This is a genomic window from Acinetobacter sp. V2, from assembly GCF_001188385.1.
GTDB classification, from domain to species: domain Bacteria; phylum Pseudomonadota; class Gammaproteobacteria; order Pseudomonadales; family Moraxellaceae; genus Acinetobacter; species Acinetobacter oleivorans.
Window position 1 is genome coordinate 448,314 of sequence record NZ_JZFB01000002.1, and the last position, 14,272, is coordinate 462,585.

Genomic DNA, 14,272 nt, shown 5'->3' on the forward strand with positions numbered 1-14,272 from the left:
CGGATGAATCTTCTGTTTATCACGTAGCAAGTGTACGCCGCCAATCACAACCCAATCATTTGGAGCCAAGCCAGATAACACAGGTACACTATCTTTGCCATATGCACCAATCGTTACAGGTACTTTACGTAAAGTCTGGTTCGCATTAACCACCCAGACATAAGGTTGATTATCTGTTGCTGAAACACTTGAAAGTGGCACACTCATCACATTGGTTTGAGTCGAACTAAAAAATACGCGTGCACTTTGTCCAAGCTGAATAGCAGATTGACCTTCTTTGAGTGCAACTTTCACTGTAAATGTACGAGACTGATCCGCTGCGGGGGAAACTTCACGCACATAACCAGCAAATCGGTCATTCGGTTTAGACCATAACGTCACCCAAGCTGCTTGGCCAACCTTGATCTCGGAAACCGCTTGTTCTGGCACACCAATGACAACTTCACGCTCTCCATCAATCGCCAGTTGATAAGCTGCTTGGCCCGCAGCAACCACTTGTCCAATCTCAATGTTTCGTGCAGTAATTACCCCGTTTTTATTAGAAACGAGTTGGTTATAACCAGTTTGGTTTGCAGAAACTTCATAATTAGAACGAGCTTGCTGTAGAGCCGCTTGCGCAGCGTCATATTGATTTTTTACCGTATCGAATTGCGAACGGCTCACCGCATTAATCGGCAATAATTGCTGAAAACGTTTAAGTTCGTCTGCTGCTGTTTTTGCTGAAGCCTGTGCATTGTCCAGTTGGGCTTTAGCGGCATTTAATTGTAGCTGAGCATCTGCTACGTCAAGCTTTGCTAAAACTTGTCCGACTTTAACTCGATCACCTACATCCACGTAACGTGCCGTAACCTGTCCACCGACCCGAAATGCTAAAGCTGTTTGCTGTCTAGCCTGCACATCCCCTGCATAGCTTTTTTGTTCATTGAGAGTAGTTAAGGGTTGGGCCACCATCACATAGGGTATTTCTTCTGTTTTGGGAGCTTCTTTACTACACCCCATTAATGTGACCGTACAAACAATCACCATACTCATGATGAGAGGTTTTAACAGATTCATATCTTATCGCTCTTATTCAAACTGATTTTTTAAGGCACAATATGCTTGCATCATAAATTGTTTATTTTTTAATTAATATACCCATGGGTACATTAATTAAAGAAAAACTTATAAATTGCTATCTTTTTAAATTTTTATCAGAGGATTTTGTGCAAACAGTTAATCAAAGTGGTCGCCCCAAAGATCTGGAAAAACGTGCTCGTATCTTACAAGCCGCGAAAGCTATTTTTTTAAAATCTGGCTATCACGGTACCAGCATGAATCAGATTGCACAGGAGGCAGGTGTCACTAAACTCACGGTGTATAATCACTTTCAAGACAAAGCAAACTTGTTTATCTGCGCAATTACACAAACTTGTGAAGAGACACTGAATCCTAAACAATTTGAATTAGATGCGTCGGTAGACTTTTATCAAGCACTCTTTATTGTGTGTTCACGCGCTTTACAGATTATTTATTCACCTGAAGCATTAAAGCTGGAACATGTATTATTTGAACTCGCAGCAGAACAAAGCCCTTTAGCTGAACAGTTTTTTGATGCATCGCATACGCGACTTCAAAATCAATTAGCCGCATTCTTCCAAAAAGCAGCTGAATTAGGTTTTATCCAAGCCGATGATCCAATTTATCAAACAGAGCTTCTTTTAACTTTGTTGCTTGGGGTACGTCACCATAAGGTTCTACTTAGAATTATTGCTGTACCAAATGTAGAAGAGCTAGAACACATTATTAAAGATGCAATTCATTTATTTTTGCTCAAATATCGGAATTAAACCAAAGTCCGATTGCCAAAAGTTGCACTGAGTGCATGTCTACTTTTAAGACGCCATAAGCGAATTAAATGTTATTTTTTAAGCAAAAATTCACATTTTCTTACGCTCAAAGCTTGGAATGTTTGTTAATCGCGCTATATTCGATAAGAATAAGAACAGGAGAAAATAGCATGGTTCAGCAAATCGATGCGCCACTGCGTGAGGATGTCCGTTTACTTGGCAATTTGTTAGGTGAAACCCTAAAACAACATGCAGGACAAGAACTGTTTAATCAGATCGAGCAAATCCGTGCTCTTGCCAAAGGTGCACGTGATGGTCAAGCTGAAGCCGAAAAGCAATTAGAACAATTATTTTTAGAATTGCCCGATGAAGAGCTATTACCTCTTACCCGCGCTTTTTCTCATTTTTTAAATTTTGCCAATATTGCCGAGCAATACCATGTGGTTCGTAGTCGCAGACAGGCAGAATTTGATTCGGAGGCTAATTCTCCAAATCCACTTGTTCACCTATTTCAAAAATTTAAAGATAAAAGTATTTCGACAGAAAAACTGTTCCAGCAAATTTGTGATCTTAATATTGAATTGGTACTTACGGCGCACCCAACCGAAGTCAGCCGTCGTACCCTCATTCAAAAATATGATGATATCAATGCTTGTCTTTCTCAGCTTGATCAGCAAAAACTTACTCCACGTGAACGACAAAATGCACTTGCCAACTTAAAGCAACAAATCAGTTCGGCATGGCAAACAGATGAAATTCGCCAGCACCGCCCAACCCCTGTTGATGAAGCAAAATGGGGCTTTGCAACCATTGAACAAACACTTTGGAATGCTGTGCCTAAATTTATTCGTGAGTTAAATGAGTTGGTTCAAGATAATTGCCAACAAAACTTACCACTCAATATTGCGCCGGTACGCTTTGCTTCTTGGATGGGCGGAGACCGTGATGGCAACCCAAATGTTACTCATCAAATTACCCAAGAAGTACTGTGGTTATCTCGCTGGCAAGCTGCTGACCTTTACCTAAGAGATATCGAAAACTTACGTTGGGAACTTTCGATCCAAACCTGTTCTGAAGAAATGATTCAGGCTATTGGTAACCAACATGCAGAGCCTTATCGTGAATATTTACGTGCTACACGCGAACGCTTAAAAGCGACTCGCCACTGGTTAGCGCAGCGCCTACAAGGCTTAGAAGCAGACGACAGCAATGTCATTAAAAGCAAAGACGAACTCTTACAGCCTTTATTGCTGTGCTATCGCTCTTTAATCGACAGCAACTTGCCTGAAATTGCGAATGGTCAACTTCTCGACTTTATTTACCGTGTGAACTGTTTTGGTATTGAACTACTTAAACTCGACATTCGCCAAGAATCAGGACGCCATCGCCAAGCGATTTCAGCAATTACCGAATATTTAGGTTTAGGTAATTTTGAATCTTGGACTGAACAAGCGCGCCAAAACTTCCTGATTCAGGAATTACAAAGCAAGCGCCCACTTTTACCGAAATATATTAATGAACCTGAAGGCAGTTTGATTGGGCACCCAGATGTCCAAGAAGTATTTGCAACCATGCGTACTTTGGCAGACCAACCACCTGAGTCTTTAGGGGCTTATATTATTTCGATGGCTGAATATCCAAGTGATGTTTTAGCGGTGTTGTTATTGCAAAAAGAAGCAGGTATTCAGCACCCTTTACGTGTAGTTCCTCTATTTGAAACTTTAAAAGATTTAGATGGCGCTGCAACAACCATGAATACGCTGTTCAATATGCATTGGTATAAACAGCACATTCAGGGTAAACACGAAGTGATGATCGGTTACTCCGACTCTGCAAAAGATGCCGGTTTCATGTCAGCTAACTGGGCGCAATATCGTGCTCAAGAAGAGCTAACTGCAATTGCTCAAAAACACGGCGTACAGTTGACGCTGTTCCACGGCCGTGGTGGCTCAATCAGTCGTGGTGGTGCTCCAACACAACAGGCACTATTTTCACAACCCCCAGGTTCGATCTCTGGTGCAATCCGTGTTACAGAACAAGGTGAAATGATTCGCTTCAAGTTCGGTTTAGAAGGAATTGCCATGCAAAACCTTGAAATCTATACCGCAGCAACACTCGAAGCGACCTTATTACCGCCACCAGAGCCTAAAGCCGAGTGGCGTGAAATCATGAACCGTATGACAGATCATTCTGTGAAGGTTTATCGCCAGACAGTACGTGAAAATCCACATTTTGTGAAGTATTTACGGACCGTTACGCCTGAACTTGAATTGCAAATGTTGCCATTAGGCTCACGTCCAGCAAAACGTAAAGTGAGTGGTGGTATCGAGTCTTTACGTGCAATTCCATGGGTATTTGCATGGACTCAAATCCGTTTGATGCTACCAGCATGGCTAGGTACTGGTGCTGCCATTAATGAAGTGATTGCCGATCAGCAAAAAGCAACGCTTGATGAAATGCTCCAGCAATGGCCTTATTTCCAGACGCTTATTGATATGCTGGAAATGGTATTGTCTAAATCCGATGCCAACATTGCACTCTATTACGAGTCTCATTTGACTGAAGATGAAGATTTAAAAGTGCTCGGTAATCAATTACGTCAGCGCTTAAAAGATGCTGTTGAAACGCTCCTTAAATTGAAAGATGAATCAAAACTTCTTAGTAACAATGAGGTTCTTGATCAATCAATGCAAGTTCGTAAACCGTACTTACTTCCTTTGCATCTTTTACAGGCTGAACTCATGAAACGCCGCCGTGATTATCTTGCTGAGCGTCAGGCAGAGAACACACCTGTTGACCATGCACTTATGGTGAGTATTGCGGGTATTGCTGCTGGTTTACGTAATACGGGCTAAGTTAATTTTACCAATTGTTTAACAAAGCAGTACATCGAGATGTACTGCTTTTTACTTGCAAAATTCTCTATTTTTCTTAAATTTTCCTCGATTTTCTATTTTTTAGAATATTTTTTTAAAATCAAAAAATTAGTCTTTATGAGAAAAAAATAACTAATTCCTTATATTTAGAATTCATAAAATTATACCAATCGTTAAAAAATAATTACTTTTCACTAACATACTTCTCTCTAGAGATTAAATGCACTCTCAAGAAAGAGTATCATGGCACCAATTAAAGAATAATGAGCTTATTTTATGTCCAATTGGTTTCCCAAATGGCAGCCTTACCAAGGTGATATTGACCACCGACCGGTCTCTACCAACGAATATCTCCCTCCAGTTCAGAGTGCTATTTTAGGTATTCAACATGCGTTTGCCATGTTTGGAGCAACTGTTTTAGCGCCATTACTCATGGGGTTTAATCCTAACCTTGCCATTTTAATGTCTGGTATCTGTACCATCCTATTCTTTTTAATTACGGGTGGTCGTGTTCCGAGTTACTTAGGGTCAAGTTTTGCATTTATTGGTGTGGTTGCAGCAGCAACTGGACATATTACAGGTTCAGGTGCCAATCCAAACCTTTCTATGGCTTTAGGCGGAATCGTAGCATGTGGTGTGTTTTACGCCATTATCGGTTTTATTGTGATGCTTACGGGTACACGCTGGATCGAAAAACTCATGCCGCCTGTGGTGACTGGCGCCATTGTGATGATTATTGGTCTAAACCTCGCACCCGTTACCATTAAAGGTGTTGCAGGCCAACCATTTGAAATGTGGATGGCTTTAATTACCGTACTTTGTATGGGTAGTATTGCAGTCTTTACTCGTGGCTTATTGCAACGTCTGCTTCTATTGGTCGGTTTAATTTTGGCGTATGCAATTTATGCCATCACCACCAATGGGCTAGGTTTTGGTAAACCAATCGATTTTAGCCAGATCTCACAGGCTGCATGGTTCGGTATCCCAAGCTTTTCGCATCCTACTTTTGATACCAAAGCAATGCTGATTATTGCGCCAGTTGCACTTATTTTAGTAGCAGAAAACTTAGGCCATATTAAAGCAGTAGGTGCAATGACTGGTGAGAATCTGACTCCACAATTAGGTAAAGCATTTGTTGCAGATGGTTTAGCAACAACGCTTTCTGGTAGTGTTGGCGCGCCGGGGATGACCACTTACGGCGAAAACATTGGGGTCATGGCAGTCACTCGTGTGTACTCAACAATTGTTTTTGTGATTGCAGGTGTCTTTGCTATTTTCTTGGGTTTATCTCCAAAATTTGGCGCGGTAATTAGTACGATTCCAAGTGCTGTCTTAACAGGTGCATCTATTGTTGTGTTTGGTTTAATTACCATTGCAGGTGCAAAAATCTGGATTGAAAACAAAGTTGATTTTTCCAACAATAAAAATCTGATTGTTGCTTCTGTAACAATTATCTTAGGTGCCGGAAATTTTGAATTAATGTTTGGTAATTTCAATTTAGGTGGCATTGGTACAGCAACATTTGCGGCCATTATTCTAAATTGGTTGTTTAGTTTAAAAGATAAAACCTAAATTCAAAAAGGCAGCGTAAGCTGCCTTTTTTATTATTGCCATTCATCACATTTTTTGATCACTTTTTAGTATGATGACCTCTTAGCCTTCAATACGTTCCTATCATGCGTTTTGATTTTTTTGATTTACAGTTGGTTCTTCATATCGTCTCAACTGGTAGCCTAACTAAAGGTGCTGATCGCTCTGCTATTTCACTTCAAGCAGCGAGCGAGCGTATAAAAAAACTCGAACAGTATTTTGAAACACCTTTATTTATTCGCCAAACCACAGGCGTAGAACTCACCACAGCGGGTCATGCTTTTGTAGAACATGCTCGTCAGCTTTTAGCACAAAAAGATCAACTCGAACAAGAAATGCAGCGCTTTAAGTCTTCTACAACACAAGCCTTAACGCTTTGGTGCAACTCTTCTGCTCAAAGCGAATATTTGCCTCCGTTATTACCGCAATACTTAGTGCTTCATCCCGAAATGAATATTGATTTACATGAGGCAGAAAGCTCAGAAATTGTAGATGCATTAACCCAAGGAATTGCGAGTCTCGGTCTAGTCTCAAGTTTTTTTGATACCCGACATTTGCAAACTAAGGAATTTGCGAGTGATCCTTTAGTGCTGATTTGCCCCGCTACACATGAGTTAGCTCAATACCAAGAGCTGAATTTGGTAGATGCTCTAAGCTATGGTTTTATTGGCCTTAAACCCCATCACTCTTTGCAACAGTCCATCGAAACCCAAGCTAAATTACTAGGCTTTAACATACAGTACCGTTTGCGTTTACCTAACTTTGGCGCAATTGCTGAGGTAGTCGCCAAAGGCGTGGGAATTGCGATTATGCCAGCTCGTGCTGCACAGCGTTTGCAATCAGATTATGATTTTCATTCGATCCAATTACTCGGTGCATGGGCAAACCGAAAACTACTTTTAGCCACACAAAACTTCAACCAGCTGCCTAGCAGTTACCAACACTTTGCAGATTTTTTATTGCAGCATCGTCCTGAAAAAACGGCTTAATGCAAAATCATATAAAGCCCTAATGACACCAAACCTATAAAAAAGATACGACGGAATAACTGCTCGTTGAGTCGATAGCGAATTTTTTTACCTAACCACATTCCAACGAGTGCAGCAAATAAAGCCGCAAAAGATAACCGATAGTCCAGTGTTATTCCTGAAATTGGGTTGTGGTGTAAAAACACCGCAAGACAAATGGTAGACACGGTAAATGTTAGTCCCAAAGCCTGTACCAGCTCGTCACGTTTTAAATGTAAAGACTGCAAATAAGGAACAATCGGAATAATAATAACGCCTGTTGCTACGGTCACTGCCCCACCAATATAACCAATGATCGGAGATAGCCAACGCTCATGCTTCCCTAAGTGCGGAAGCTTCTTCACGCATAGTCCATAAAGCCCATATAAGGCCAACATACAGCCTAATAAAATTTCACTACTCTGCCCATGGCTTTGACTTAAAGTCGGTAGAAAACTCCATATTGAACCGACCACAATGCCTATAAGTAAGGTCCAAAAACGGCGAATAAAAGCCCAGACATGTCCTTCAGCAAAAAGCTGCCAAACATTGGTGACCATTGAAGGAACAATGAGTAAAGAGGCTGCTTGAAAAGGACTCATAGCGATGGTGAGTAAGCCCATCGATACTGCGGGCAACCCTAGACCGATCATGCCTTTAATCATGCCAGCAAAGGCAAACACCATCATAATAATTACTAAAAAAGTCACTGTTTATCTCCGATTCCCTACATGGTTATGCTACGGAAAAAAACAGGTTTTGCCCTATTCTTGTTTTTAGGAGTAGGCCTCAATTAGAAGTTGAGGCCGTTTTGTATTTTTCTTCTAAAACATTACTAAAAATACTTTCAATCATCCAAACGCGGTACAAGCTATTAAATACATAACTTTGCCCATCAATACGCAACTCTAGAACTGGTAAATCAGGCTGATGCTTATCTTTGCAAAAAGCATCATTTTGTGCCAAAACAGCTGGCACATCCTGCTCGGTTAACTGCTCAATTCCCAGCTGATGCTGTAATTCTTGGAAATGCTTTTGGAAAGATAAATCTTTGCCTTTTGTCCAAACGGCCTGCAAGATCGTAAAAATCGTATCGATTTGCTGATTTTCCTGCACACTATAGAAAAGCTTTGCCATTTCAAGCACACTTTCTTCTGTAGGGCGGCAAAAAGGAGTAAAAGCGACATCTGTTCGTTTAGAAACTCGTGTTGCCAAACTCCAATCAAACCAATCTCGGCCTTGGTAGCTTAAAGGGTAAACTTTTAATTGAATATCATAATAATCAGCCAGTTCTTCCTTAATATAAGCAAGCAATAGCCAACTCATTGGATCTTCTAAGGCAATATATAAATCAAGTTCAGGATGAAGTGTCTGAATTTCGGTAAGTGCCTCAGCATCATTAATTAAATGCTCACGCCATTCGATATGATTAATTAAAAAGATCGGATTGCCAGTCAGTAACTTTTGCTGTTTTAGACGACGGGTTAAACGCAATAAATCATCTACTGCATGATATTTACGTCCACCAAACTCAAAGTAAGCTGCCGGTACAGGCTCATCCGTAAAAATACGTTCTGAAAAATGTTGAGGAAGCTGATGTTTAACTGCCATGGCATGTAAAGTACGTAGCTTTCCGTATTGCTGCTGCCAAAGCATATGAAAAATATCTTCAAGTAAATGTAAGAAATTCTGGCCTTGTAATGGGGTTCTTTTTAATATGACGGCGGCTTGTTTTAAAGATTCTTGGCTTGGTATTTCTGGAAATTCATCAAAAGCAAAACGGTGTTGTTTGGCTAATATTTTGGCATCATTCAAACAATAATTTTGCCATTCTTCATGCGACATACCATTCGGAGGTTCAGAAGCCGTATGAGAAATAATAATTTTTAAGGGCTTAAGTTCATCACTTAAAATCTCATCAAGCTGAGATAGTTGCTGAACAGCTAAATAGCTATACACATCATCAAGTCGTAAATAAATACTTAAACCATTTTCCGTGGGTAACACCGCTTGACGTGAAGGTTTTTGGTAAAACCAACTCGATCGGATAGGGTCAAACCAACGGCGTAGCAGTGACATGAGAGTAGAGCCTCTAAAAAATAAATCCTAAGCAAGACCAAAAAACTGCTTTGATCGCAGTACAAAGTGCCGCAGAAACTTCATATACAAAATGCTGAAGAGCTCTGCTTACGCAGAACAAAGTTCATGTTATTGCACATATTCCTGCATCGGTGAAGATTTTATCATCATTTTATAGCAAACCCATAGAATGACTTTCAACACCCTCATCTACAAGCCTATTTTTTCCAACAGATATAAAAAATGCACCCATCAGCATGATAATAATTCATCGTGCAAATGGATGCATAGTTTCTATTCAATTAATAAAATTGAATATTTTATAGAACGCGTACAGCCCCTTTCGCTGCACTTGTTGTATGCATTGCATAAACTTTTAACGCTTTTGATACCTTACGTTTACGTTCTTCTTTCGGATGCCAGCCTTTCGCTTCTTGAACTGTACGACGGTGCGCCATAGTCGCATCATCAACGTCTAAGTGAATGGTACGATTTGGAATATCGATTTCAATGGTGTCGCCATCTTCTACCAAACCAATTGCACCACCTTCAGCAGCTTCTGGCGAAACATGTCCAATTGAAAGACCTGATGAACCACCAGAGAAACGACCATCTGTCACCAATGCACAGTCTTTTCCTAAACCTTTCGATTTAAGGTAGCTGGTTGGGTAAAGCATTTCTTGCATACCCGGACCACCACGTGGGCCTTCGTAACGAATAACAACAACATCACCAGCTTTAATATCATGACCCAAGATTGCATCTACAGCAGCATCTTGGCTCTCAAATACACGCGCTGTGCCCGTAAATTTCAAGATCGATTCATCAACACCTGCAGTTTTTACAATACAACCATCAAGCGCGATGTTGCCGTATAGAACTGCTAAACCACCATCTTTAGAGAATGCATGTTCTGCATTACGGATAACGCCTTTTTCACGATCGCCATCTAAAGTTGCATAGTAGCGATTTTGAGAGAAAGCAACTTGAGTTGGAACACCACCCGGAGATGAGCGATAGAACTCATATACATCGGCATCTTCAGTACGAATAATATCCCACTTGTCCAACGCATCTTTTAAAGTTTTCTCGTGTACAGTTGGCACTGATACATCAAGTAACTTCGCACGATCAAGCTCCCCCAAAATGGCCATAATGCCACCCGCACGGTGAACATCTTCCATGTGAACATCTTGTTTCGCAGGCGCTACTTTTGATAGTACAGGAACTCGACGTGACAACTCGTCAATGTCGTCCATTGTAAAATCAACTTCTGCTTCACTTGCCGCAGCCAATAAATGCAGAACTGTATTGGTTGAACCACCCATTGCAATATCAAGGGTCATCGCATTTTTAAAAGCAGCCTTGGTTGCAATTGAACGAGGTAGAATGCTTGCATCTTCTTGTTCGTAATAGCGCTTAGCCAATTCAACAATAAGTTGGCCTGCTTTTAAGAATAGTTTCTTGCGGTTTGCATGTGTCGCAACAATCGAACCATTACCCGGTAAAGATAAACCTAAAGCTTCGGTTAAACAGTTCATTGAGTTTGCAGTGAACATACCTGAACATGAACCACATGTTGGACATGCCGAACGTTCGAATTCTTCAACTTCTTCGTCTGTATAACTTTCATCAGCCGCAACAACCATTGCATCAACAAGGTCAATCGCTTTTTCATTACCACGGAACTTGACCTTGCCCGCTTCCATTGGTCCGCCTGACACAAAAACAACAGGAATATTCAGGCGCATCGCAGCCATGAGCATTCCCGGAGTAATTTTGTCACAGTTAGAAATACATACCATTGCATCGGCGCAATGTGCATTCACCATGTACTCAACTGAGTCAGCAATCAAATCACGTGAAGGTAATGAATAAAGCATGCCGTCATGCCCCATTGCGATCCCGTCATCTACTGCAATCGTATTAAACTCTTTAGCAACACCACCTGCCGCCTGAATTTCTGCTGCGACTAGTTGCCCTAAATCTTTAAGATGTACATGGCCCGGAACAAATTGAGTAAATGAGTTGACCACTGCAATAATCGGTTTGCCGAAATCCTCATCTTTCATTCCTGTTGCACGCCATAAGCCACGTGCGCCAGCCATATTTCTTCCGTGTGTCGATGTTTTTGAACGATAGTCAGGCATTAGTGTTTCCAACAAGTTGTGCTTGAGCGGAATTTCTTCCACTCTGGCTGAATGATACTGATATAGCGTTAGATCAGTCGGAATATTGACTCATCATCATAATTTGATCATTCTCCATTCTATAGAAGCAAATAATATTCGGAAAGCCAAGAACAGTAATAGTCAGTCAATATTTAGCAAAACTTACATGAATAATTTTTTATTTTTTCATAACCTTTTTTTATCAATAAAAATTTTTGAATAATTTTTTGTTCACTATTTAAAAATCAAATCTCTCAATAGCCATGAGTTTAGGGCTTCAAACGTTTTTCACGTATACTACCCATAAACTCTTTTTGGATTGCATTTGTGAAAATTATTTTTGCTGGCACCCCCGAATTTGCTGCAACAGCATTGGCGGCATTATTAAAAACTTCCCATGAAATTATCGCCGTTTACACCCAGCCAGATCGTAAAGCAGGCCGTGGACAAAAACTAACGCCATCTCCTGTAAAACAGCTTGCGCTTGAACATGGTATCCCTGTTTATCAACCACTTCACTTTAAAGCATCTACAGAAGAAGGGCTCGCAGCCCAACAAGAACTTGCAGCTTTAGGTGCCGATGTGATGGTCGTTGCAGCCTATGGCTTGATTCTTCCACAAGCTGTGCTCGATACACCTAAATATGGCTGTTTAAATATTCACGGTTCACTATTACCACGTTGGCGCGGTGCAGCACCCATTCAGCGTGCGATTGCAACAGGTGATGAAGAAACCGGAATCACAATCATGCAAATGGCTGCTGGTTTAGATACAGGCGATATGATGTATAAAACCTACTGTCCAATCACAGCCGAAGATACATCAGCGACTTTACATGACAAACTCGCAGCTCAAGGTGCAACAGCAATTTGTGACGTACTCGAGTCAGAAGAAACGCTACAAAAATATTTGGCAGAGCGTGAAGTTCAAGATGAAAGTCTAACTGTCTATGCACATAAGTTAGTGAAATCAGAAGCTCGTATTGATTGGTCAAATGATGCTGTTCAACTTGACCGAAATATTCGTGCGTTCAACCCTTGGCCAGTTGCATTCATTCAACTAGATGAAAATAGTGCTTTGCGTGTTTGGAACTCAACCACTTCTACTCAAAGCCAGGCAAATGCCCAAGCTGGTGAAATTATCGCGATTGATAAACAAGGCGTCCATGTTGCTTGTGGTCAAAACTCTTTTATTTGTCTGACCAGCGTGCAATGGCCGGGTGGTAAAGCAATGAATGCACAACAAATTGCACAAACTCAAAAACTTCACGTAGGACAAATTCTACCATGAGTCAGGTTTCATCAAATTCGTCACGATTTAACTTACGTGCTCAAGTCGTTCAGACGTTATTAAAAGTCCAGCAAGGGCAATCACTTGCTAGTATTTTAAATACACAGCTGAATCAAGTTGCAGAACGTGATCGCGCACTATTTCATGAACTTGTTCTAGGTACGCTCCGCCAATGGTTTGCACTTAAATCAATTAGCCTACCTTTGCTCAGCAAACCGTTAAATAATGAAACTGTTGAAACCTGTCTGTATGTTGGGCTTTATCAAGTTTTATGCACGCGTATTGCAGCGCACGCTGCCATATCAGAAACAGTAGATGCCACCAAACAACTTGGATTTCCTGCACTCGGCGGTATTGTGAATGCTATTTTGCGCCGAGCTACTCGTGAAACTGATGACTTTCAGCAAGGTTTACAGCAAGCGCATGGCTTACCAAGTTGGCTTTTCAAAAGGTTAAAAAAGGATTGGGGTGAACAAACTGAATCTCTTTGCCAATCATTAAAACAAGTCGCACCGTTAACTTTGCGAGTTAACCAGCGTCATATTGGCCGTGATGCTTATTTAGCAAAATTACAAAGTCTAGATATTCAGGCCCGTGCTTGTACTCTGTCTGAAGCAGGTATTGTTCTTGAACAATCTGTACAAATTACCCAGCTACCCGGCTTTGAAGAGGGATGGTTTTCTGTACAAGATGAACATGCTCAGCTATGTGCAACATTATTGCCAGATCTAAATAATAAAACAGTAATTGATGCCTGTGCAGCTCCCGGTGGAAAAACAGCTCATTTACTCGAAAAGTTTAAACCGGCTCAGCTTATTGCTATTGACCAAGATTCTAATCGTTTAATCCGTGTAACTGAAAATTTAAACCGCTTAGCACTTGATCAAAGTCAAACAGAAATTTTGGCAGCCGATGCAACCCAATGGGTACCTGCACAACCTGTAGATTGTATCGTGCTTGATGCACCTTGCTCCGCTACAGGCGTTATTCGTCGTCATCCTGATATCCGTTTATTGCGCCAATCTAGCGACATAGCTCAAACGATTGAACTGCAAAAGCAAATTTTGGAACACATGTGGCAACAACTCAACGTTGGAGGCACATTGCTCTATATTACCTGTTCAGTTTTAAAAGCTGAAAATGAACAGCAGATGATAAATTTCTTTGCAGAACATGCTGATGCAAAAGAAATTAAGATTGAGGCGAATTGGGGACTTGAACAAATTCATGGCCGACAATTATTACCGAAAGCACAGTCTGGCGATGGATTTTATTATTGTAAAATTCAAAAAATTGCATAAAAAAAGCAGGCTTAAAGCCTGCTTTTTATTAGATCAGCTTCAAAGCGTATGCTGATCTTTTACATCTTCTAAAACGTCATCTAACTCTTCAGGATGTTTCGATAAATGTAGAATGGATAAAGCCAACCC

The 14,272-nt window shown here is 40.8% G+C and carries 10 protein-coding genes; 6 read left to right on the forward strand and 4 right to left on the reverse strand.

Going from position 1 to position 14,272, the window contains the following annotated elements; translation table 11 throughout:
• Positions 1-1,056: efflux RND transporter periplasmic adaptor subunit (locus UC75_RS10905; RefSeq protein ID WP_049837609.1), on the reverse strand; the 1,056-nt coding region annotated here is incomplete at its 3' end.
• Positions 1,057-1,205: 149 nt separating this feature from the next.
• On the opposite strand from UC75_RS10905, the gene UC75_RS10910 reads away from it, so the two are divergent.
• The 4 genes from UC75_RS10910 to UC75_RS10925 all read left to right on the forward strand — a co-directional run bounded on the left by UC75_RS10910 (position 1,206) and on the right by UC75_RS10925 (position 7,284).
• Positions 1,206-1,829: a TetR/AcrR family transcriptional regulator gene (locus UC75_RS10910; protein WP_049837610.1), complete on the forward strand. Its 624-nt coding sequence runs from the start codon at positions 1,206-1,208 to the stop codon at positions 1,827-1,829.
• 170 nt (positions 1,830-1,999) lie between these two features.
• Positions 2,000-4,684 carry a phosphoenolpyruvate carboxylase gene (ppc, locus tag UC75_RS10915; protein ID WP_049837589.1) on the forward strand — a complete coding sequence of 895 codons (2,685 nt, stop codon included), beginning with the start codon at positions 2,000-2,002 and terminating at the stop codon, positions 4,682-4,684.
• Between the two features lie 297 nt (positions 4,685-4,981).
• Positions 4,982-6,277 (forward strand): solute carrier family 23 protein, encoded by a 1,296-nt coding sequence (locus UC75_RS10920; RefSeq protein ID WP_004790247.1) that lies wholly within the window; start codon positions 4,982-4,984, stop codon positions 6,275-6,277.
• Positions 6,278-6,381: 104 nt separating this feature from the next.
• Positions 6,382-7,284 (forward strand): LysR family transcriptional regulator, encoded by a 903-nt coding sequence (locus UC75_RS10925; RefSeq protein ID WP_049837590.1) that lies wholly within the window; start codon positions 6,382-6,384, stop codon positions 7,282-7,284.
• On the opposite strand, the gene UC75_RS10930 is transcribed toward UC75_RS10925, so the two are convergent.
• The 3 genes from UC75_RS10930 to ilvD form a co-directional block, all read right to left on the reverse strand.
• The gene (locus UC75_RS10930) at positions 7,281-8,012 is read right to left on the reverse strand and encodes a sulfite exporter TauE/SafE family protein (RefSeq protein ID WP_049837591.1); all 732 of its coding nucleotides are present in this window, start codon (positions 8,010-8,012) and stop codon (positions 7,281-7,283) included. The two genes, UC75_RS10925 and UC75_RS10930, sit on opposite strands and share 4 nt — an antisense overlap.
• Before the next feature lie 79 nt (positions 8,013-8,091).
• The gene (locus UC75_RS10935; protein WP_049837592.1) at positions 8,092-9,381 is read right to left on the reverse strand and encodes a hypothetical protein; all 1,290 of its coding nucleotides are present in this window, start codon (positions 9,379-9,381) and stop codon (positions 8,092-8,094) included.
• Positions 9,382-9,701: 320 nt separating this feature from the next.
• Entirely contained in the window at positions 9,702-11,531 is a 1,830-nt protein-coding gene (gene ilvD / locus UC75_RS10940) for a dihydroxy-acid dehydratase (protein WP_049837593.1), read from the reverse strand.
• A gap of 348 nt (positions 11,532-11,879) precedes the next feature.
• Here ilvD and fmt point away from each other — a divergent pair, with 348 nt between their 5' ends.
• Both fmt and rsmB read left to right on the forward strand, forming a co-directional pair.
• Positions 11,880-12,842: a methionyl-tRNA formyltransferase gene (gene fmt, locus UC75_RS10945; protein WP_049837594.1), complete on the forward strand. Its 963-nt coding sequence runs from the start codon at positions 11,880-11,882 to the stop codon at positions 12,840-12,842.
• Positions 12,839-14,143: a 16S rRNA (cytosine(967)-C(5))-methyltransferase RsmB gene (gene rsmB / locus UC75_RS10950; protein WP_049837595.1), complete on the forward strand. Its 1,305-nt coding sequence runs from the start codon at positions 12,839-12,841 to the stop codon at positions 14,141-14,143. Before fmt ends, rsmB begins: the two co-directional genes overlap by 4 nt.
• Positions 14,144-14,272: the final 129 nt, after the last annotated feature.